The organism is Planctopirus hydrillae, from assembly GCF_001707835.1.
GTDB lineage: Bacteria > Planctomycetota > Planctomycetia > Planctomycetales > Planctomycetaceae > Planctopirus > Planctopirus hydrillae.
This window is the reverse complement of the sequence record NZ_LYDR01000039.1, coordinates 201,755-224,860: the sequence shown is the minus strand read 5'-3', so window position 1 is coordinate 224,860 and position 23,106 is coordinate 201,755. Positions and strand designations below refer to the sequence as shown.

14 protein-coding genes are annotated in these 23,106 nt (G+C 55.7%); 8 read left to right on the top strand and 6 right to left on the bottom strand.

Features of this window, described 5'->3' with window-relative positions:
- The first annotated feature begins 80 nt into the window (after positions 1-80).
- The 3 genes from A6X21_RS24985 to A6X21_RS04010 all read left to right on the top strand — a co-directional run bounded on the left by A6X21_RS24985 (position 81) and on the right by A6X21_RS04010 (position 3,777).
- Positions 81-677: a hypothetical protein gene (locus A6X21_RS24985; protein WP_205847378.1), complete on the top strand. Its 597-nt coding sequence runs from the start codon at positions 81-83 to the stop codon at positions 675-677.
- A 682-nt stretch (positions 678-1,359) separates the two neighbouring features.
- Positions 1,360-2,238 carry a hypothetical protein gene (locus tag A6X21_RS04015; RefSeq protein WP_068846208.1) on the top strand — a complete coding sequence of 293 codons (879 nt, stop codon included), beginning with the start codon at positions 1,360-1,362 and terminating at the stop codon, positions 2,236-2,238.
- Positions 2,239-2,343: 105 nt separating this feature from the next.
- Positions 2,344-3,777, top strand: coding sequence for a Gfo/Idh/MocA family protein (locus A6X21_RS04010; protein WP_068846207.1), 1,434 nt, complete (start codon positions 2,344-2,346; stop codon positions 3,775-3,777).
- Between the two features lie 609 nt (positions 3,778-4,386).
- Here the strand turns inward: A6X21_RS04010 and A6X21_RS04005 are convergent.
- The 3 genes from A6X21_RS04005 to A6X21_RS03995 all read right to left on the bottom strand — a co-directional run bounded on the left by A6X21_RS04005 (position 4,387) and on the right by A6X21_RS03995 (position 6,808).
- Positions 4,387-5,172, bottom strand: a complete 786-nt coding sequence (locus tag A6X21_RS04005) for a hypothetical protein (protein ID WP_068846206.1) — start codon at positions 5,170-5,172, stop codon at positions 4,387-4,389.
- A 125-nt stretch (positions 5,173-5,297) separates the two neighbouring features.
- Positions 5,298-6,014 carry a hypothetical protein gene (locus A6X21_RS04000; protein WP_131818181.1) on the bottom strand — a complete coding sequence of 239 codons (717 nt, stop codon included), beginning with the start codon at positions 6,012-6,014 and terminating at the stop codon, positions 5,298-5,300.
- Positions 6,015-6,163: 149 nt separating this feature from the next.
- Entirely contained in the window at positions 6,164-6,808 is a 645-nt protein-coding gene (locus A6X21_RS03995; protein WP_068846204.1) for a hypothetical protein, read from the bottom strand.
- A gap of 409 nt (positions 6,809-7,217) precedes the next feature.
- Here A6X21_RS03995 and A6X21_RS03990 point away from each other — a divergent pair, with 409 nt between their 5' ends.
- Positions 7,218-9,563 (top strand): DNA gyrase/topoisomerase IV subunit A, encoded by a 2,346-nt coding sequence (locus tag A6X21_RS03990; RefSeq protein WP_068846203.1) that lies wholly within the window; start codon positions 7,218-7,220, stop codon positions 9,561-9,563.
- Between the two features lie 124 nt (positions 9,564-9,687).
- Positions 9,688-11,595, top strand: coding sequence for a DNA gyrase/topoisomerase IV subunit B (locus tag A6X21_RS03985; RefSeq protein ID WP_068846202.1), 1,908 nt, complete (start codon positions 9,688-9,690; stop codon positions 11,593-11,595).
- A 319-nt stretch (positions 11,596-11,914) separates the two neighbouring features.
- Here A6X21_RS03985 and A6X21_RS03980 read toward each other — a convergent pair whose 3' ends face one another.
- Both A6X21_RS03980 and A6X21_RS03975 read right to left on the bottom strand, forming a co-directional pair.
- Positions 11,915-12,538, bottom strand: coding sequence for a diacylglycerol kinase (locus A6X21_RS03980; protein WP_068846201.1), 624 nt, complete (start codon positions 12,536-12,538; stop codon positions 11,915-11,917).
- A gap of 27 nt (positions 12,539-12,565) precedes the next feature.
- The gene (locus A6X21_RS03975; RefSeq protein WP_068846200.1) at positions 12,566-15,637 is read right to left on the bottom strand and encodes an LPS-assembly protein LptD; all 3,072 of its coding nucleotides are present in this window, start codon (positions 15,635-15,637) and stop codon (positions 12,566-12,568) included.
- A 345-nt stretch (positions 15,638-15,982) separates the two neighbouring features.
- Between A6X21_RS03975 and ruvX the strand changes: the two genes are divergently transcribed.
- Positions 15,983-16,582, top strand: a complete 600-nt coding sequence (gene ruvX, locus A6X21_RS03970) for a Holliday junction resolvase RuvX (RefSeq protein WP_068846199.1) — start codon at positions 15,983-15,985, stop codon at positions 16,580-16,582.
- A 606-nt stretch (positions 16,583-17,188) separates the two neighbouring features.
- Here ruvX and A6X21_RS03965 read toward each other — a convergent pair.
- Positions 17,189-18,469, bottom strand: a complete 1,281-nt coding sequence (locus tag A6X21_RS03965; protein ID WP_083233386.1) for a TIGR03364 family FAD-dependent oxidoreductase — start codon at positions 18,467-18,469, stop codon at positions 17,189-17,191.
- Between the two features lie 312 nt (positions 18,470-18,781).
- On the opposite strand from A6X21_RS03965, the gene A6X21_RS03955 reads away from it, so the two are divergent.
- A complete protein-coding gene (locus A6X21_RS03955; RefSeq protein WP_068846197.1) occupies positions 18,782-22,363 on the top strand; it encodes an ABC transporter permease in 3,582 nt (1,193 codons plus the stop codon).
- A 114-nt stretch (positions 22,364-22,477) separates the two neighbouring features.
- Positions 22,478-23,062: a Uma2 family endonuclease gene (locus A6X21_RS03950; RefSeq protein ID WP_068846196.1), complete on the top strand. Its 585-nt coding sequence runs from the start codon at positions 22,478-22,480 to the stop codon at positions 23,060-23,062.
- Positions 23,063-23,106: the final 44 nt, after the last annotated feature.

The window sequence follows — 23,106 nt, the reverse complement described above, 5'->3', positions numbered from 1 at the left end:
GGGTTCAGATGGCGGGACAAGGTGTCCTGTTTCGCTCCTGGTTCCTCACGTTCCCTTGGATTTGTTTAGGAGAGATTGAGATGAAGTTTGCATGGATTTCCGCTGTGCTGCTGTGTATCGCCGGTTTGAATTCGGCTGACGCCGGTTTCCACTGGCTCAAGAAGAGCGACTGCGGTTGCGCTCCTGAGCCTACCTGCGCTGCACCAGCCCCATCGTGTGCCGCTCCTGCGGCTTGTGCCCCTAGCTGCGCTGCTCCTGTTGCCTGTGCACCTGCTCCTGCAGCCTGTGCTCCAACTTGCGCTGCTCCTGTCGCTTGTGCTCCAGCTCCAGCTGCTTGTGCTCCAACATGTGCAGCTCCTGCTGCCTGTGCACCAGCTCCTGCCGCTTGTGCTCCTAGCTGTGCTGCTCCTGTTGCCTGTGCTCCAGCCACCTGCGCACCAACATGTGCTCCAGCTTGCGATCCTTGCGCCAAGAAGCGCTGCTGCCTCAAGGAAAAGTTTGCAGCCATGAAGTGCAAGCTCCGCAAGGCCTGCAGCCGCAAGACCTCTTGCTGCTCAGTTGCCCCAAGCTGCGCTGCCCCAGCCGCATGTGCTCCAGCCGCCTGTGCTCCAACATGTGCTGCTCCAGCCGCTTGTGCTCCAACATGTGCCGCTCCTGTGGCCACACCTTGCCACTAAGTTGAAAACGACTGGTTCGTGAAACAAAGCGTGTCGATTGGGCGGATTTCAGCCGCAACTGGTTTCCGCCTGATCACATGACGAGTCGAACCAACTGGTCACACCCGATCAAAAATCGACCATAGCTGACTCTGGCTGTTGTTAACTGAGTACGAGACAACTCCATCAAACGCACATGCCAGGCAATTGATGGAATCAGGTCTAAGCGATGTCAGGGGCAACGAAAGATTTGGTTGCTGATCGAGATGGAAACAGACACTCACTTCAGAGTCTGTTGTCGTCCAAAAGCCTGGTTAGAATGAATCCAGCTTGAAGCCCGGCGGATCCGGGAACGTGAGGCCAAACCTGGGGAGAGCTAAGGCTCTCCTCAGGGGCTCCTCTCGCGAAAGACTTCCGGCTCGAGAGGACACACAACTCTCCAACATGACGAGTCGTCCTGGATGGGTCTGCTGATTAAAGCTCTCCTGTCCCCAGCTCTTAAAGCCACGTCGAAACAAACATACAACAGGCAATCCGGCCATGATCGGATTGCCTGTTTTGTTTTATGCCCATGGCCTCAATCAGGATTTTGAGGTGGTGGAGTTTTGCCGTGAGTTATGGGATCCTTTCGGACGGATCTCTTTCAAGAGTCATCTCACAAACTCACATGTTCTATTGCTTGCCGCACAGAAGGCCACCTCGTATGCAGCCTTATTGGAAATACTGGCGAATCTCGATCCTGCTGTTGCCTCTGCTGTTTCTGGCACTTCTGGTGGGGCTCGATGTCTCACAATTCCTGCAGAATGAAGCTCGACAATTGGCGGTAGGAATTATCGATATTGAACGCGAATGGAAGGTGGCCAGTGAGGCGAAAAATCTGCCTGAGCTGAAGGCGCTCAATGATCGTCTGGAAAAAGTGACGGACGAATTTCGACGGTTGCGCGCCCAGCGATTGGCCTGCAACTGGGTACTGTTTGCCCTGACGATTCCCCTCGCCTGGGTGACCTGGCAACTGACGCGCGAACGGCTCAGCCAACTTGAGATGGCCGGTCGTTTCGCCTCGATCCTGCTGCCTCTATTGAGCGTGATCCTGATGCTCATGCCAGACCCTGGCCAGCGGTGGATGATCGTGCAGGTTCTGGCCATGCTGCTCTGGCTGGGTGTGACAGCCGCTTTGCAAAAAGTCGCCGTCTACCGGATGGATCAATCACTGTTAGAGGCCTATGGGAAAATGGCCAAGATCATCAATGTGCTGGTGATTGCGATGCTGGCTGTCAGGTTTTTCCCACAGATGATTCCCCCTGCAGCAGTTCCCACTGTGATCTGGGGATTCTGGGTCGCGCAATACGTAATAGTGCTCGTACTAGCAAATTTCTGCTGGAAGCTCGCAAAGGCACTCAAGCCTGTCGAATCTGATCAACTCCTGCTGCTCTCACCAGCCGAACAGACATTGCTCATCAGGGAATTCGAGCGGCAGTCTGCTGAAAGAGCGGACGAAACAGACTTTGACGATGAAGAAGACGACGCGGAGCCATCGCAAATCCCACGCGAGGGCCGGAATTCTCGTATCAATGACTTGTGATACGAACCTGGAGGAGGTTAGCCTAGTTACAGGGTCACCTGCTCAAGTATCCCAGCTTAATGATATCCAGCCCGTTCTCAGTTCCCGTTTTGAGGATCCCTCCTGATGAATCCTGCGAATTCACCATCCGGCAATCTTGCTTCCGGCACATCACAGCAGCCCCGTTCTGGTTCCCATTCGATCGTCAGTCGCCGTGATGTTTTGAGGGCCACTGGAGCACTGGCGACAACATCGATGATTGCGAGCATGGCGATCCCGCAGACGGTTTATGCCGGTGAAGACAATACCATCAAGGTGGCACTGGTCGGCTGCGGTGGACGTGGAACTGGTGCGGCAGCCAATGCTCTTTCAGTGAAAAATCAGGGGCCCATCAAGCTCGTCGCCATGGCCGATGTCTTCCCCAATCGACTGAACAGCAGTTATGAGGGACTTAAAGGTCAGTTCAAAGATCAGGTCGATGTGCCGGAAGATCGCCGATTCGTGGGCTTTGAGGCTTACAAGCAGGCCATCGATTGCCTCTCGCCCGGCGATGTCGTGATTATGGCCACGCCTCCCGCCTTTCGCTGGGTGCAGTTCACCTACGCGATTGCCAAAGACGTGAACACGTTCATGGAGAAGCCCGTCACCGTCGATGGTCCTTCCACGAAGCGTATGCTGCAACTGGCCGATGAATCTGAAAAGAAGAATCTCAAAGTTGGTGTCGGCCTGATGTGCAGGCATTGCGATGCCCGCGGCGAGCTCTTCAAGCGGATTCAGGATGGTGAGATCGGCGACCTGCTGCTGCTGCGGGCTTATCGTATGGCCGGGCCGACAGCCACTGCCTTTGCGAAGAAGAAGCCGGAAAGTCAGAAGGAACTGATGTACCAGATCCAGAATTTCCATGCGTTCCTGTGGGCCTCCGGCGGCGGCTTCAGCGACTTCCTCATTCACAACATTGACGAGTGCTGCTGGATGAAGAATGCCTGGCCAGTGAAAGCCCAGGCAACGGGTGGACGTCACTTCCGCGGCGATTACGTCGATCAGAATTTCGATCAGTATGCCGTGGAGTACACCTTTGCTGATGGCACGAAACTGTTAATGGAAGGCCGCACCATGCCGGGTTGCCATCAGGAGTTCGCCAGCTATGCTCATGGTTCGAAGGGTGCTGCTGTGATCTCTCAATCGGGTCATGCTCCTTCGCGTGCCCGCACTTACAAGAGCCAGGATATGTCCAGCAAGGACAACATCCTCTGGCAGTTCGGTCCGAAAGAGCCCAGCCCTTATCAGTTGGAATGGGATCATCTGGTGGAAGCCATTCGCAAGGATCGACCTTACAATGAAGTTCGCCGTGGTGCTGAAGCCAGCCTGGTGACATCCATGGGACGTATGGCAGCTCACACAGGACAGGTCATCACCTACGATGCCATGCTCAATTGTGATCACGAATTCGCACCGAATGTCGATTCACTCACAGAAGACGGGCCAGCTCCTGTCGTGGCAGATGCCGAAGGCAAATACCCAGTGCCAATGCCGGGCCTGAAGACCACTCGCGAGTATTAAGCCAAAATGTGCCTGGTGGGCTGTGCATCTTTTCGAAGAGCCCGTCATACCAGCGTGGCTTATGGATGAATTGTGAACCGGGGTTAGATCGAAGGATCTGACCCCGGTTCCTCGTTTGTTGGGAGTTGTTTGTTGGGAGTTGAGCAGAAGAGATGCAGGCAGACCACGAAGGGCTGTGTGCCATGCTTGCAGCTTCGGGCTGTCCGTTGCACACATCTTCGCTGGAGTGCTCATGGGATGCGTGGCTGGGGTCAAACGTCCTCGTTTGCCCCCAGGTCATGGGAAGGAACGTAACAGGTGAAATCGAGCTTGCGAAAGTTGATTACCAGAGGGCGGATGCAGACATCCGCCCCCCTGCCACCCGGTCAAGAACCATCCCCTTGAGAGCTGTGTTTTGTTTTATGGGGCCTCCAGGGTCATGCCACCCATGGTTGGGTGAAAAGATGTGTGTCATGCTCGCTCAAAGCCGCGAGGAATGGCACGAAGCCAGATGCGTGGGGTGATCAATGATTTACTGCTCCATTGCTCGACATCGTAACGAAAACAGCCTTGGTGAAGATCTCACCAAGGCTGAATCTATTGAGACTGCTTATCGAACGCTGTAGCAGATTACTGCTGAGCTGCCGCCCGCTTGATATGTCCACTGGCAGCCGAATCGAGCATGGGTGCTGGTGGAACTTCTGATCCAGGAACTTGTGGCACCACAGGTGCTGGAACTGGCTGCAAGCCGTTTCCATCAATGGGTGTTGGCTGGGCACCATGGGTTGCCGGGGCTGTGGTGGAATCGAGAACTTGCACTTCCTGCCAGCCCTGACTGCCAGCACCAGCATGCATGCGATGGAAATCTGAGGAATAGACCACAGGAGCGTGGATATGCCACTGCGATGGTACTGGACGTGGTGGCAGCATATTGGGATTGGGCCGCCAGAACGGTACGTGTTGGGAGTAGAAGCCAAGCTGTGTAGTATCGGTGGGCATGTAAACCATGGGATAGTTCTGCTGATATGTCAGACCAGCACCATACCACTGTGGCGGGAAGTAGCTTTCGTACTCGACACCACGTCGCTGAAGTGGGAACTTCGCAGGAACTGAGTAACCGTGGTCTGGTGGCAGATGCATCCGCCAGGCATTGCCGCCGTGTCCGCCGCGACGATCGCAATTATCGCAGTACTGACCAGACCCATCAGCAGGAATGGTCGTCGTCATGACCGGCCCGTGAGCGTAGTGCTTGTGCCCCACAGGCGTGGTCTGCACGCTGGAAGGTGAGCGGTCAGAAATTCGCACAAGGCCAACTTCCTGAGCACAGGCGATGGTCGGTTCAACAAGACCACCGCACAAGCTCGTTGCAGCCGAAACGGCCGCGAGTGCCAGCCATCGAGTATCCTGGGAAGTCATGAGAGAATCCTCTTTACGCAGGCCGGATTAAGGCGCTGTTGTTCCTTGTGAAAATCGACTTACTACAGACTCACTGACACGACCCGGCAACCACCGTGTGATTACCGTTCCGCCACCTTCTCACATCAGTTCGCAGGATGAGAAATCGGCGTTAAGCGGCTGGAAGGAATTCCCCAACCGTAGTTGTACTGGTGACCCACAACTGGCGCCAGAGGGACAGAAACTGGGACTCCGTAGCCCTGGGCGGAATAAAGCTGACCATCCCGCTGATCAAAGTAGCCAGGATCCTGTGGGTAGACACGATGATATTTGCCAAACAGTGGAGTCCCTGTTCCACCATTACCGGTCGGAATGAAGTAGCCAAACTTGTATTTGAGCCACTCGTGGAATCGTTCTTTGCAGTACCCGTGACGATCACATTCGCCGTTCGGGCAATCGGTGTAGACGGTTTCCACAGGGTAGCCTTGAACCTGCCCCTGCATGGCGACGGGCTGTGCCGCATAGCCCTGTGAGGCGTAAGCCTGAGGATAAGCCTGTGTCATGGTCACAGGGCGGGCTGGAGTCTGAAAGGATTCAAGCCCTTCCGAGATCGCATCACGGAAGCCGACGGGAGCCACCGGTCCACTGACGGGAGCTTGTGGCTGCACTGCCTGAGTTCGTTCTTTACGAATTCGAACAACACCGGCAGATTGGCTCGTCGCTGCCGCTGGCGCCGTTACCGCAGGTGCTGCATCGGTCGGCATTGGTGCAGGTTCGGCAGCCTGGGCCATGGGCCACTCACAGGCACCGCACAAAGCAAGTGCGAAAACCAACCTTGTTGCCGGGTGTGTGAATGCATTCATGACAAATCACTTCCTGTGTACTGGTCGAGCATCGACCAGGCGATCAAAGTTCAGAGAGTTGTAGTAAGTGCCAGAATTCAGGATTCATTTTCAGGCCGAACGGTGGCCTGTTCGCAGGCAGGCCGCCAACCTTTTCATGCCCAAATGAATTACCGCCAAGGGCCATGATTTTGTGAGGTATGGGGCTTTGTGAACTTAGGGAGCAGTGGATAGTGGCTGTGATAGTTCACTTCGACCATCGTCCCTTGCAGTTCCCATCGCTCGTGGGACTTAACACCAAATGGAGTCAGCAACCAGTGGCCCTTCACCTTGTGATAGTAAGGTGGATAAAGAGCCTTGTACTTATGGGCATACAGCATTTCGTGAGGTGCGAAGGCCTGATTGGTAATCATGCTTCCACCCGTCCAGACTGGCACGTGTGGTGAGGGTGACGGATAGAGCGGTGCACCCAGGCGAACATATCCGCTTTGTGGTGCTTCCGAAACAACGGCACCCTGTGGGATCGTGGTCGTCGCCACAGGAGGTGGAGTCACCTGTCGGGAGATGACCGGTGTATGGATTGATGGGGCTTTGGGAATGGGAGCGAACTCCGATTCCGCAGCCGTAGGATATGCATACAGTGGAGAAGGTGGAACCTGCTCGGCTGGTGCAGTCACCACGGGCATGTTACCAAAGGATGCTGCCTGAGGAGCGGGTGCAACCACTTCGGCCGGCAGGTAAATCGGATCATTGGCAATTGCCGAATGACAGATGACTGCGGGCAGGATCAAGACAGACAATTTCAGGAATTGCATTTCATCCCCTCCGTGGGACGGATTCATCAGCAACAATTGAATTGAGGCCCATACGCAACGGGATTTGCCTTCGTGGCGAGTCGTCGCGGACACTACAAATCAGACTCGCTTCTCTTTTCGGAATTTGGCCCGCCCAGAAATGAACGATTCCCGGGCTGGAACGTCTAAGTTCTCCAAGCCAACAAGCTCTTGGCAATTCATGCCTTACGTCGAGTTGCAAATCTCGTAAGACTGGTGTATTCCCGCTTATCGGCAAAAACCCGCTGAACGGAAAAGTTTGCCAAAGAAGCGAAATCCGTCATGATCCTCGGCAAAAGCCACCCGCTTTTCCCAGCCGATAAGAGCGTCAAGCTCTCCCAGGAAGGTTGATTGAGTGCCAAAACGAAATAGTTCGACACCAGGATCCTCCGTGACAGAAAATCAGGAAGACCGTATTCAGTTTCGGGAAATCTCCTCTGAGACCCGGCGGAGATACCTTAACTACGCGATGTCTGTCATTCAGTCGCGTGCTTTGCCCGATGTTCGAGATGGTCTCAAACCCGTCCAGCGTCGCATCCTCTACGTGATGTACGAAGAATTGCGGCTGATGGCGGATGCGAAGACGCGCAAGTGCGCGAAGATCTCCGGCGATACCACCGGCAATTATCACCCTCATGGCAATCAATCGGTCTACGACACGCTCGTTCGCCTTGCTCAAGATTTCACCTTGAGATACCCGCTCGTCGACGGGCAGGGAAATTTTGGCTCCATCATGGGCCTGCCCGCTGCCGCCGAGCGATATACCGAAGCCAGGTTGACGGGCATTGCCGAACAGCTCATGAATGAGCTGCGGTTCGACACTGTCGAAATGCGGCCCAACTATGACGGCACCCGCAAAGAACCAGTCGTCTTGCCGACCAGATTTCCCAATCTGCTGGTCAATGGCACTGCTGGCATTGCCGTGGGGATGGCGACGAATATGCCGCCCCATAATCTGAAGGAAGTGCTCGATGCCTGTATTCACCTCATTACAAATCCTGAGGCGTCCACCAAGGAACTGCTCAAATTCATCAAGGGCCCCGATTTTCCTTTGGGTGGCCGGATGATTACCGATCGGAAAGCGATGCTCCCCATTTATGAGGAAGGGCGTGGGGCATTCAAGGTGCGGGCCGAATGGCGGATGGATAAAGAGAAGCGAGCCGAAGTGGAAGACCGGGTGGTGATCTACTCGGTCCCTTATGGTGTCGAAACCGGGCCGCTACTGGCAGAGATTGGCAATGTGATCGCCAGCCGCAAACTGCCTCAACTGATTAACGCGGCTGACGAAACCGACGATAAACACGGCTTGCGTGTGGTTCTGGAACTCAAGAAAGGGAGTGACCCGGAATCAGTGATGGCGTTCCTCTACAAGAAGACGCCACTCGAGCAGAACTTCAACTACAACAGCACGGTCCTGATTCCGGATGATCAGGGATTGTTGACTCCCGCACGATTGCCACTCCATCGTCTGCTGGGTGAGTTTCTCAAGTTCCGTTTGAAGGTGGTTAAGAAACGTTTTCAGTTTCAACTCGATCAACTGCAGGCGCGAATTCACATCCTGCGCGGCCTGGAGATCATCTTTAACGGGATCGACAAGGCCATCAAGATCATCCGCAACAGCAACGGCAAGCGAGATGCCTGCGACAAGTTGATGGCGGCCTTTCCGCTCGATGAACCGCAGACCATGGCGATTCTCGAAATGCAGTTGTACCGCATTTCCCAACTGGAAATTGATACTGTCCTTGCGGAACTGAATACGAAACAGAAAGAGGCCGACCGGATCACTCGTATTCTTGCCAAAGACGATCGCATCTGGAATGTCATCGAAGGCGAACTGCGTGAGCTGAGTGAGCAGTTTGGCGATAAGCGGCGAACAACTTTGGGCTCTTCCGATGAAGTGACTGAGTTTGATGAATCGCACTATATTGTTCGCGAGAATACGAACGTGGTGCTCAGCAAAGATGGCTGGATCAAACGTGTCGGCCGGCTGCAAAGTGTGGAATCGACACGAGTCCGTGAAGGCGACCAGGTGCTCGATGTCCTCCCCGGGAGCACCGTCGATCATGTGATCTTCTTTGCCAGCGACGGCATTGCCTACACGATGCCCATTTCTCAAGTGCCCGTTTCTTCCGGCTACGGGGAGCCACTCACCAAGCACTACAAGTTCAAAGATGGCGTGCAGGTGATTGCTGCCGTCACGACAGACCCTCGCTTTACTGCGGTTGCTGAAGAGACAGCCGAAGGAGCCGAACCCGCACCGCCGCATCTGTTTGTCACCACAGCCCAGGGGCAGGTGATGCGTGTCCCCTTGCAGCCATTCCGGACGGCGAGCACGAGATCGGGCCGGAAGTTCTGTAAGCTTCAAGAAGGTGATGTGGTGGCCAAGGTCGAATTGATCGTTGATCAGACATCAGTCTTTCTCGTCACTCGCGAAGCTCGGCTGATTCACTTCTCACTCGATGAGATTCCTGTCCTTTCTGGAGCAGGAAAAGGTGTGCGAGGCATTCGCCTCGAAGAGAAAGAAAAGGATCTCGTTCTGGGTGCGGCACTCATGTCGCGACCCAGCGATGTGTTAAGGCTCAAGCTGGCCAACGAAAAGGAACTGACCTGCGGGCAGATGAAATATGCACTGACGACACGTGGAGGCAAGGGGGTCAAGGTCAGCCATCGCAGCCAGGTGGCCGAAATTGTGCGACCCGAGATTGCACTGGTGGATTGGAACAGCATTGAAAGTTGATCGATTGGAAAGAAGACTCTCAAGAGCCAGTGTAGATCATCTTGCAGACATGCTTGCCCAGAGCTGCAAGCATGGCACAAAGCGGTAGTACTCAAGCGAAAAATTCAGTCGATCAGGAAGTGACATGGCGACAGCCTATACCGCATCAGATATTGAAGTCATCGAAGGTCTGGAGGCCGTTCGCCGCCGACCCAGCATGTATATCGGAGGTGTTGATACCCGCGGGCTGCATCACCTTTTATGGGAGATTGTCGATAACAGCGTCGATGAATGCCTCGCGGGTGAAGCGACCGAGATCACGGTCACTTTGCATAAAGATGGCGAGTCCTGTTCCGTGAGTGATAACGGTCGCGGTATTCCTGTCGATCTGCATCCCAAAACGAAAAAATCGGCTCTCGAAACGATCCTCACTACGCTCCACTCGGGTGGAAAATTCAGCAAGAATGCCTACGCCCGCAGTGGTGGTCTGCATGGTGTGGGCTCATCGGTGGTGAACGCCCTGTCGGAAGAAATGGTCGCCACCATCCATCGCGATGGTTTTGAATGGCAGCAACGCTTCAAACGCGGCAAACCCACCACCGCTCTCAAGCAGGTACGTCCATTCCGGGGACGCGGAACCGATATCTTCTTCCGGCCTGATAAAGAGATCTTCGCCCGAACAGTCTTCAGCATCGAGACAATCAAGGCTCATCTGGAAGACATTTCGTACATTCATGCCGGGCTCAAGATCACATTGATCGACGAAGCCAAAAAGGAAACTGTCGTCCTGCATCATCCCGATGGATTACAGACCTATCTGGCCCGCCTGATGACCGAAGGGCAGCGTAAACCTGTCCATGAGAATCTGTTTCAGTTCTCGAAAGATGATGGCAGCTACAAGGTCGAAGCCGTCTTCCGCTGGTCAGAATCGACAGATGAGCACCTGCGAAGTTATGTGAACGGCATTCGCACCCACGCTGGCGGCACACATGAAAGTGGCCTGAAAAGTGCCATCGGCAAAGCCGTACGCAATTACATGGAAGTGCACGATATCAAGATCAAAGGACTCACGATCCAGAACGATGACATTCGCGAAGGAATTGTGGGGCTGCTTTCGGTCTTTCTCGCAGAGCCCATGTTCCAGGGCCAGACCAAAGAAAAACTCAATAATCCTGAGATGTCGAGTGTCGTCGAAGGGCAGATCCGGCCCGCACTCGAGAACTGGCTGTCGAGTAACAAGACAACAGCCGACGCGATTGTCGGGCGGATTGTGCTGGCCGCAAGAGCTCGTGCCGCCAGTCGTGAGGCAGCGAGTGAAGTTCGCCGGAAATCTCCCGCGGCCCGCAGACTGAGTCTGCCTGGCAAGCTCCTTGATTGTCGATCCACCAATGCTGATGAATCCGAGCTGTTCATTGTCGAAGGTCTTTCGGCTGGTGGGACGGCCGGCATGGGCCGCGACAGTCGAACTCAGGCCGTCCTGCCACTTCGCGGCAAGGTACTCAACACCCAGAACATGACGACGGCAAAGATCCTTGATAACCAGGAAATCAAGGATCTGGTGGAGACATTAGGGACCGGGATCGGGCCGAATTTTGACCTGCATCGCTTGCGCTACGGGAAGATCATTCTGATGATGGATGCCGATTCCGACGGATATCACATCAGTACGCTGCTGCTGACCTTCTTCTTTGGCCACATGCCGGCGTTGATCACACAGGGCAAGTTGTTTCTGGCACAGCCCCCGTTGTACCGCATTCAGTCCGGCAATCAGATCTTCTATGCCCGAGATGATCTGCATAAGGAAGAGATTCTCGATTCACTTCCTGCCAATCGAAACCCGGATGTGCTTCGCTTTAAAGGACTGGGAGAGATGACTCCCGCCCAGTTGAAAGAGACGACACTCGATCCGAAGACACGCATCCTGCTCCGGATCGATATTGATAATCAGCTTGAAGCCGACCAGACGTTTGAAAAACTTCTGGGCAAGGAACCGGCCGAGCGCTACAAGCTGATCATGGAGCAGGCGAATCAGGTGGACGATCTGGATGTGTGAGCCTTGTTGATGAGCAGAGTTAAGCGGTGTCGATCATCGTAGAACCTTGCCTGTCGACGATGGGAAGCGATCGATTACAGGAACATCCCACTCAACAACGTGGGAAGGTTTGTGGCAGATCACGCGGTTGGCGCAGCGTCTTGTCGTCGTGGCAATGCACGACGACCCGGCCACGAGTTGGCCGGGCCACCCAGCCGAAGCATTTGTAGGGTGCATGCCAATGCACCAATCGGGATCGATCGGCACATGTGACGATTTCGCTGGTGCATTCCGAAGACTTCATGCACCCTACCAAAGTAAGGTCACCGAGCGTTTTTGCTTACTCAGGAATCGTTTCGTAAATGCGTTGAGCAAAGATCAACGTGGTGATGACCAACCCACCCAGGATGGTCACGAAGCTGGCTGCGAAACAGAGCGCTTCTGTCTGATGTGTCACTTCGGTGAGTGGCGTGCGTTTTTCGTGAGGGCGGTGAGCCAACAGTGCCAGTCGGCGAATCGCCTGGCTGAGGAGTTCAACAGTCAACACGATCATCAATGTGGCCGTCAGTGCCACCCATTGCCACAAATGCAGACCGAGCACAGCCCCGCTGGCCATAATGATCGAATCGAAAAACAGATGCATGAACAGCGTGCTGTCTGTGCGCAGGGCGGTGGCTAATCCCTTTTCAATTTCCACCAGACGCTGTCGCCATTCGGGACGATCAACGGCTGATTGATGAATCCGAATCTTTAAAGGATCGATGGGAACTGCTTCTGTGTCCTGATCTCGAACCGCCGACGATCCCGGCGCGAGTTTCGGTAACGATCCTGGCATCGGAGATGCGTTCAGCCGGGCGATCACCGGGCTATCGACGCGTGGATGAGAATCAACAGCAGAAGCGGGATTTTCTTCCGTCCTGCCGCAAGACGAATTGGCCAGTGCTTTCAAGGATGCTGGGTTCATGGATTCCGTTCCTCGCAGCCCGCTCAGTTAGAAGCCTGCCCCCATCAAAGGGCTGATCATGGTCGGGGATGTCTTACGATTCCCCAGCTTGGGTTCAATCGAAATGGCAATCCCGGGGTTGTTTTTACTGGCGTCGTAGCTGGCTCCCAGATGAACCAGGAACGATTCGCCAACACGAGTAATTGTGAGCGACTGGCCGCGATTCTGACCTTCACCCACGTCGTAGGCTGTTCCCGCTGTGGAGATCCACTTGGGACTCATCTGATAGCTGTAACTGGCGGTCAAAATCTGGCTGAGCAGGGCACCGCCATTCACCTGTCGGAAGCCCACGTAAGCACTGCCGCGAACGCTGCGCTGAGTCAGCACACCCACATTGAAGATCTTCTGGCCATCATCAAAGAAGTCCAGCAACGTACTGGCATGAATGCTGGTTCGATCACCCACATACCAGGCATAACGGGCATTGAATAGGCCGAACGGTTCGCCAAAGTTGTCTCGACTTGCATCGGGATAGTAGTTGACCCCCAGATCGAGTGTCATCCAGTCTTTAATCCGCAATCGTTCCGGTGGGCCAACTTTTGTCTGCAGTCGATGTGTCCACGAGAGTGCCAGAACCTGCTGATCATCCACCAGCTCATGGTAAGGATCAGCGACGCCCGTGGCGGCACCAGATCGAACGGCATAATTTCGCGGCTCGAAGACATTGGGCAGGATGCCACCGAAAGTGTTCACGACCAGACGTTCGCGGAATCGCTCCTGCGCGTTGTCATCAAATTCGTTCCACTGAGGGATCTCACTGAGACTTGTGCTGCTGGCCGCATAACCATAGTCGGCTCCGAAGTTCATTCGGTGAGCCAGGCCATTCAGGTTGTAGAGATCGCTCTGCACATAGGGGTAGACCCGCCACATCTGCAGATTGGCCCTTAACCCCGCCCGGCCATAGAACCGGTCAATCGAATCATTCGTGAAGCCATCACTCCAGAATGCCGCTTCGCCCATCGCGTAAGGGGCGAGCATCAGTTCTCCAAGCTGGAATGGTGCTTCAATCGCATGCCTTGTCATGGCCACCAGACCATTGGCATCTGTGTAATACGGGAGCGGTGTGAAGAGATCGTTGGGGTCAGGTGGTGGTGCCGCATTATCGAGCTGCGCATAGCCGACTGAGCTGTGCGAACTGTAGCTCAGGATGTTGGAGAGCAGGGGAGTCCCCAGCACGAACAGATCACCTCGGGGTAACCACTGGGTAGTGTATTCGAAATCATTCACACTCGGGCGACCCCAGATCGACCATGCGAGCTGATCGTATCTTTGAGTCATCCCGAGATACATTTCGAGATCTTTGCCTGTGTCGAACTGCTGCTCGTAATACTGTTCGCGGAAGTTACGGTCGCTGGCATAGCCGGCTTCGGCCTGGAGTTCGATTCCGTTGAGAAACTGATGCCGATGCTGTGCATCGACAATCCCGCGGTTGGCATTCGGGAACGCGAGATCGCGCCGGTTAAGACCGAGGTTGTCGACACCGCCATCATTGACATAGGCAGCCAGGCCCTGACCAAAGAAGCTGTTGCCGTAGTTATCAAGTCCACGGTACTTGCCATCGGTCGCCAGGAATGGCCCGCGATCCGAAAGGTAATCCGCTTCGAGAGTCCACCGAGTGTCGGCGGGTTTCTGCAGACCAAAGATCTGAAAGGCATCCCATCGGGTGCGAATCTGCGAGCCGAAGATATTATCCTGACCGAATGTGAAACCTTGAATCGGGATGTTCGGATCTTCTGCCGGCCCTGAGATCACCGGAGCATAGAGCAGCGGCACACTTCCAAAGACAAAGGCATTGTTCTGAGCGGTAACCCACGGGATCGTGTTCGGCTTCAGTAAACCTGTCTCTGGATCCACCGTCGGCTGTGACCAGGGAGACCATGTCCTTTGATCGATGAAAATATCGCTCGACTGAATTCTGTAAACCGGTTCCCCTAACTGACTCGTCGTCACGTAGGCATTGCGGGCCTGGAACGTATCGCGGGATAGCTGGCGAATGGATTCGGCCCGGACTCGTACCGTCAGCCCCTGCTGATCAGGAATGATGCTCTTCAGTTCGGCATCGAGAATGAGAGCGCGGTCTTCGCGGGCATCGTAGAAGGCTCGCGTGGCGCGAACAATGTTCTCGCCTTGCCGGATGACAATGTTCCCTTCGAGATAGACCTGATAAGGCGTATCGCCTGTCTGGAGAGATTCTGTCGAGAACTCTTCTTTGCCGAGGGCAGTTGTCCAGATGACTGCGTTATCCGCGGAAAGGTCGATCACCCCCACGCGTTCAATCCCATCGACGATAATCGTGACACCACCGGTCAACTGCACAACCTGCTCGGGCGGCAATGTGTTCTCATTGCGGAAGCTGCGAACATCGAAAGGAACGGCACTGCGTGGGAAGATCCTCACTCGCCGCATGGCGGCTGGAGCGGGCGAATTGTTCATCGAGGGAGCAGGCTGACCAAGCTGTGGCGTCATCACACCCGGGTTGGCAAACCCGGAATTCCCCGAACCCGGCGGTATCGTGAGTGCCGGAGGATCGACCGTCAGTTGTGTCTGCAGGAGTTCACTGCGTGCCAGGGCCGCTTCAGGAGTTCCGGCGAACCGCTGCTTGAGCGCCCTTATATATAGTGCGTCATCAATCGCGGGCTGATCACTGACTCGACCTCGAACCGAGAGGTCAACTCCTGCAATCGTCCTCAGCTTCAGCAGCCTGGAAGAATCGCTTCGATGACCGGTGGCCGAGATTTCCTGGACGTTCCCTTCCAGCCAGACCACCAGTCGATCTTCGACGACCGTGCTATCGACATCGGCACTTTCGACCCAGACGACCATTTTGTCGGCCTGCCACGTGGTCGGCCCTTGAGTGATCTGGCAGTGACCACGGAACAGCCCAATGTGCTCGCGTCCCTGTTCCCATTCCTGGAGCCAGTCCGCCGAGAGACTGATCGATTCTTGAGGAGCTGTTGTGCGTGCCCAGAGGTGCGCACCGCTACCGATCCCCGTGATTGCCAGCAGCAATCCGACGAGTCCAATGAAGACCCAGATCGATAGTCTGAGATAGCCCTTCACGGGCACTCCTGTCTTGTCACATCCATCCTTGGATGTGTCACCGAAAGACCCCGGCGAAAATTGGCAAGAACTGCCAAACGATGACCTTCCCTGGCAACTTGTTGGAAGACTGCGGCCATCTTCAGGTTGTCAGCCTGCAGATTGGGCAGTATTCCAGCGTCCGGGAGTATATGTCTGGGCTGGAAAATGGGTCAATCTGGCTTCCCGAACGAGACAATCGACTTCACGAAGAGTCCCGAAACTGCGTAAACTGATGTCGAAATGCATGTTACGCCAGCTCGACAGAGATTTTTCTCCGCTGCGACACCCCTGAAAATCAACCCCCTATTTTGCCTGGATCACTTGATGCCACAGGATTCTCCAATCTCTGGTGAGCAGCCGGAAGAAGGCCAGTCGGCGAGTGAGCAGGCATTTCCTCGCGAAGGGTGTCTCCTGGGAGTTGACTACGGTCAGAAGCGGGTAGGTCTGGCAATCTCGACATTCGAGCAGAATCTGGCCATGCCCATGGAGATCTATCAGAGGAAGTCAGAGCCAGTCGATCAGGAATGGTTTAGGGCCACCTGTCTCGATTACCGCGTCGCAGGTTTGGTTGTGGGTCTGCCACTTCATACCAGTGGTGAAGAAAGTGAGCTCTCGCAAGAAGCCCGGCAATTCGGTGGATGGCTGGCTCGCTGCACCAGTCTGCCACTTCGATTCTGGGATGAGCGATACACCTCGGTCTCGGCAGAACTGCTGTTGTGGCAGGATGGAGTTTTTCCACGCTCTGGCAACAACCCCGCCAGTGGGCGAACTTCCAGGAAATCGCCCGGTACCGGCGGCTCTTCACCTCAGAATCGGTCCAGAAAAAAGGCTCCCGTCAGCCCGGTGGATAAGCTCGCTGCTCACATGATTCTGACCGCGTTTCTGGCAGCCGAAAATCGGGAACTGTGGTCGAACTCGCGGTGAGCCTTTGGAGACTGACGCCATTGTGCGATGGATGCCACTCTCCATATTAATGGTCACCAAGAGTTTGATGGGCTGAAGTCGTCAGTCGTGATCGCGACTGCATCAGGCATCCAAATCTCCCTCTCCCGTTCCGACGGGAGAAGGTTGGGATGAGGGCGAGTTCCAACGTATTGGGTTTTCTATCCACCACCGGCTTCATTGCGGGACGCTTTTCATCTCCGGCTCTCTGATAGTCAATCGGCGTTCCTGCGGATACCTGAGTGACTCATACACATCCATCGGCAAGACCCTCACCCGGCACTCCGTGCCACCCTCTCCCACGCAGACGCGGGCGAGGGTTTTTTGCCCCTTCTCCCGTTCCGACGGGAGAAGGTTGGGATGAGGGCGAGTCCAAACGTATTGGGTGTTCTATCAATGAGGTTCTTTGACCCCGTGCTGTCATCAATAAGTTCTGACGCCGAAAACATCGTGGGATCAGCACTCCTGGCAAGCCAGCAGTGGCACCCAGTGGAAGTGTTCATGGCCGCTTCACTTCGCCACGAAAGAAACCTCACCCGGCACTCCGTGCCACCCTCTCCCACGCAGACGTAGGCGAAGGTTTCACAGCTACACCAGTGCTGGTTTCGTACTCGCACTCTCAGGAGCCAAATCCTGAGTGCTTGCTTCTCCGAGCACACGGGCCACATGCTGTTCGCTCACACCCATCGAGAGAGTCATGCCATTCCCACCGATGCCGGTCAGGATCTCGACATGTGGTTCCGCAGCCGTTTCAAACAACAGCTTGCCGGGGTGCTTCAGATAAACTCCGAACCAGCGCTCGGCAATTTCCAGATCGGGTGCGACCATGATGGTTTTCAGATAGTTCATGATCAGGTCATCGATCTGCCGGGTGTTGAATGGCGAGACGGTACCGAAGGGTTCTTCGGGTGGGTTGTATTCGTGCGAATCACCAATCGTGAGTTCGCCGCGCCCATTCTGTGAAGCCATCACATGAATCCCAAAGTGATCCATCAGAGGCATTTCGCGAGCCACTCGTGCTTTGAGTTCGGCGAGTGTCGGGCAGGCTGCAAACGAGGTGTAATGCCGGAGTGTCAGCCCGCCAGCCAGGTGTGGCCCGATTTTCCAATCGCCCGTTTGAGCCGCGGTGCGGAGCATCTGGAGCTTGCAGGGGAACATCCCTTGCCGGGTCAAAATCTCCGGGTACAGAATTTGTGTTTCATCACCCGTGCAGAGCCAGAAACGCCGGGCCGACCATTGCCCCGCAGAAGTCTTGACCTTCTGGCCATCAATCGAACGGACCATCTGGCCATACTCAAATCGCACACCATAGTTGGCCCGCAGATAACCTGGCAGTTTCCCAATGACCTCGCGCGGATCGACAGCAATCTCATGACGGCTGTAAAGCGAAAGTTTGAGTCCTTGTGGATTGACGGCCCTTGAGCAGGTGGTCGTCGCCCGGGCATCCAGCAGTTCAAGTTCATAGCCCGCTTGAGTGGCCAGTTCGTGAAACTCACGCAAGACCTGAGCTTCATCATCGTGATGAGCCACATGCAGCGAGCCCCCTTGATGATGCCAGATCCCTGATCGTTCCAGCAGCCCGGCCCAGATCTGGCGACTCTTGAGGGCCAGATTCATGTTCGCGCCTAAGGTCTGGCCAATCGGCCAGATCATTCCAAAGTTGCGAACTGAAGCCCCTAAAGCCCGGGCATGCCGCTCGATGACCAGCACCTTGCGGCCACGACGTGCGAGTGCGTAGGCATGTGCCAGACCAATCACGCCAGCCCCGACGACAATGTCATCAAAGGCAGGCCCGGAGGTGTCCGCTGGTTTAGGACTGATTTCGGTGTGGTCGGCAGATGGCATGGTCGTCGTCAGATCAAGAGTCACGGTTTCGTCCAGATTACGAGGCTCTGAGCGTAGCTCAAACGGGCGGGCATGATCAATCGGTGAATAATGCTAATTTGGTCATGGGGATTGATCATTGACGAAACGCGCAGTTTTATTGACCACGCCTGCATTTCTCACAAAGTTCACGGATCGTGACCTCGACGCACATTTCTGACGAGCCGGGATCTTCCAGGATGCGGCGCAACTGGTCTCTGATTTTCGTAGGATGAAATGAGGTGGAATCACCACGCTGCCCGCTGATCGAGTCGATGACGAGCCTTTGACGCACCACAATTTCAAACTGAGCTGACGATGCCACATTCTGGAGCCACCTCGCTTCGCCATTCCCAGTTGATCAAAGCCAGTCTCCGTCACTACTGGCGAACCTCATTGGCCGTCTGGCTGGGAGTCATTGCGGCGACTGCCGTTGTGACGGGTGCGCTGCTGGTGGGCGACTCCATGCGCGGCAGTCTGCGGGCCATGACCTTGCGCCGCCTTGGGGAAGTCGATGCTGTCATCACCGGGCCCAGGTTTGTTCGAGAAGATCTCGCCTCCCGATTGCAGGCAAAACTCAAAGATCAGGGGATTGAGATCGCCCCGGCACTAATGCTGCGCGGGGGCGTTGAACATCAACAATCACCGAAATCCGGAACTGACTCGCTCGTTCGCCGGGCAGGGCAGGTGATGGCTTATGGCGTTGATGAACAGTTCTGGTCCTGGCTGGATCGATCGGCGACCAGCGCCAGCTCTTCGCCAGCAGTTTCGCGAGTGGCACCTCCTGCTGCGCGAGAAGCTCTGATCACCACGGCACTGGCTGAAGCACTTCAAGCGCGGGCCGGAGACACGATCACACTTTGGGTTGAGCTTCCGTCGGCGGTTCCCCGCGATACTCTGCTGGGCAAGAAAGACAACGACTCGCAGGAGGTCACGCTCACTGTTCGCGAGATTCTTCCCCACGAGGTGACCGCAGCTCACTTTGGACTGGCACCCAGCCAGCTCGATCCCGTCAGCCTGTTCGTGAATCTCAAGACACTCCAGACGGATCTGGGGTTGGGTGAAGTTCGGCCCAGTCGCCGGGATCCTCAAGGCTCACCGGCCCGAGTCAATGCGATCTTCTTTCATGATACGAGAGCGACGACTCCTGAAAATGCCTTGGCCTCTCCGGAAGACCAATCCGCTATTGAAGAGGCTTTGCGAAGTGTCATTTCCTTCAGCGATCTGCAGCTTCGGGTCATCAATGATTCTGCGATTGGGGGGCTGAGTGTTGACAGCGAGCGAATGTTGCTCGAAGAGCCGCTGGCCCAGGCCATTCAATCAGCAGCCGACAAGCTGAAGCTGGCCAGTTCGCCAGTCATGGTTTACCTCGCGAACTCGATTCGAAAAGTGGGTGGAGAACCTGGGCAGTACTCCATGTACTCGACTGTCGCCGGGATCAATGCCAAAGCCCTTGAACCACCCTTTGGCCCATTCCCGCTTGTCGAGCCTTCGACTGTTGCCAGTGGTCAACCTGCGACACCAATTCAACTCTCTGGTCGTGGGGTGATGATCAACACCTATCTTGCTGCAGACCTGGGTGCGAAAGTCGGTGACGAGCTTGAACTCAAATGGCATCAGGTCGGAGCACACGGCGAGCTTCCCGAAGAATCAGGATTGTTCCAGGTTCAGGCCATCACAAAGATCGAGGGACCAGCCGCTGACCGTCATCTGACTCCTGAGGTCAAGGGGATTACCGATGTCGATTCGCTGTCGGATTGGGATCAGCCATTTCCGATGAAGCTCGATCTGGTGACGACCCGTGATGATGAATACTGGGATCAGTACAAGGCCCTGCCGAAGCTCTTCCTGTCGCTTGAGACAGCCCAAGAACTCTGGCCCAGCCGCTACGGGACGCTGACGTCGATTCGCCTGGCATTGCCAGCAGGTACAAACCGCGAGGCGATCGAACAACAATTCGTGTCGCAAACGGTGGAGCAACTCGATCTGTCGGCAGCGGGCTTATCTCTCCAGCCACTCAAAGCCTACGGCCTGAAAACGGCAGCGGGAGCCACAGATTTCACCGGGCTGTTTATTGGCTTCAGCTTCTTCCTGATTGTGGCCGCCTTGATTCTCATCAGTCTGCTCTTCCGGCTGGGTGTCGAGCAGCGGACCCGCGAGCTGGGTCTACTGGCTGCCACAGGATTCACACCCACATCGATCCGCTGGCTGCTTCTCTGCGAAGGTTTCTGGCTGGCATGCCTGGGTTCACTCATGGGCCTGCTGTTGGGAACCGCGTATGCCCGACTCATGATTTACGGCCTGACCAACTGGTGGAAGGGGGCGATTCGCACCAGTGCGATTGACCTCTATGTTCTTCCCGGCAGTCTTGCCATGGGGGCAGCGATTGCTATTGCCGGTGCGATGTTCAGCGTCTGGTGGGCACTGCGGGATCTCGCCCGGATCGAGATCCGGGATCTTCTTTCCGGTCAGAGCAACCTCATGGAAGATCAACCCTCGAGATATTCTCAGGCACGCTGGAAGGCCATGACCAGTGGTGGAATCTCGGCTGTGATGATCGTCTTCCTGGTTGCCGGTGTGGTTCCAGCCAGCGAAGCCTTTGGCGGATTGTCGTGGCAGATTGTGGGATTCTTCGTTTCCGGGATCCTGCTGCTGGCCACCTCCCTCTGGACGCTGAGTGCGTGGCTGGATCGGCCTGTCATAAGTGTGCTCCAAGGTCGTGGCTTTGAGGGGATCACCAGACTGGCAGAGCGAAACGTCACTCGAGCGAGGCAGCGCAGTCTGCTGACAGTCGGCATGATCTCCGCAGCCACCTTTGTGATTGTGACAGTCGCTGCGGGGCAGAGAAACCCAGCCGCCGACCGACCTGTGAAGTCCAGTGGGAATGGTGGCTTCGCTCTCGTGGGAGAATCGGCCAGTCCGATCCTGTACGACTTGAACACACCCGCAGGCAGGCAATCGCTCCAGCTTCAATTCCCCACAGGGTCGAAAGAAGCCGGGCTGCTCGATGCCATGCGGGCTTATCAGTTCCGCGTGAAGCCGGGAGAAGATGCCAGTTGCATCAACCTGTTCCAGGCGACGGCCCCCACGATTCTGGGTGTGCCGCGTTCATTCATCGAACGCGGTGGCTTTAAGTTTGTCGGTGCAACAGGAGCGAATCCGTGGGAGGTACTGCTTGGTTCGAGTACTGATGCGATCCCTGTGATTGGCGATATTAACACGTTGCTCTACAGCCTCAAGAAGGGCCCCGGAGCCACGCTTCCTGCACCAGAAGCACCTTCTGGTTCGCCCCCTTTAAAGATTGCCGGGATGCTCGATGGATCTGTGCTGCAAGGTGCGCTCCTGATGTCCGATGAGAACTTCCTGAGGCTCTATCCCGAACAGAAGGGATATGGGTACTTTCTCATCGAACTACCACCAGCCGACGAACAACCCGCGATCAATCTTCTCGAATCGCGTTTAGTCGAATACGGCCTCGACCTCGAACCGGTGGGAGTGCGGATCGCCCGGTTTCTGGCGGTACAGAACACTTACCTCGCCGCGTTCCAGGCTCTGGGTGGTTTGGGGCTGCTGCTGGGAACCATCGGGCTGGCAACCGTCATGCTGAGAAATGTCTGGGAGCGGCAAGCCGAGCTTTCGCTGATGAGAGCGATTGGCTTTGGCAACGGGCTGATCACCCGCATGATTCTGTGCGAGAATGCTCTGCTGCTGATCTGGGGGTTGTGCTTCGGAACGGTAGCGGCTCTGGTCTCGATGCTGCCTCAACTTCTCTCCGCGGGAGCCGATGTCCCGTGGGTCACAGGTGGCGTCTGGCTCCTGCTGGTCTTCGTGGTCGGAATGCTTTCGGCCCTGGCTGCCGTGCGACTGGCTGTCCGCCTTCCTCTCCTCGTGAGAGCCTGAATCGGGATTCAGCGCACCGGCCCACGACTTCCTTTACGAACTGAGGGGGTTTCGACACCACACGCCAGGTGGTACGCTGAGAGTGTGCGAATCTTCTCTTGAGGAGGCAGACCGATGTCGATTGCCGAACTTCCCCTGAGCCCAGTGACCAGACGCATGACGGCTGCTGAGTTCCTGGCACTTCCGGACGAGCAACCGTGTGAACTGGTCAAGGGAGTCATTGTCGAGATGAATCCACCATCCCCGCGTCATGCCATTGTGATTTCCAATTTGAACTATCTTTTGACGACCTGGGCTCGGACTCATCACAGCGGTCTGGCTGGTGGGCACGAGACAGCTCTGCAAACCAAGTCTGAACCAGACACCGTTCGCGGCATTGACGGCTTCTACATTTCGTTTGCACGCCTCAAAGGAAATGTCCTTCCCGAAGGTCCGCTGCTCCCGGCTCCCGAGCTTTGTATCGAAGTCAGGTCACCTTCGAACCGCTGGACGGACCTGCTGGAGAAGGCGGTCGAATACCTGAAGATTGGCGTCGAAGAGGTCTGGCTGGTCGAACCCACTTTACCTCCTGCCGACCGGTTCATCGAATCGCACCGGCTCGATCGCGATCCCATCCGCTTCCGCATGGGTGAGATTCTCACATCGCCATCGCTCAAAGAGTTTCAAATGGAAGTGGGACAGGCCTTCTCTGGAATCTGACTCGCAGGTTTCACGTGGAACGAACAGATACTTGGCGAGCCCCG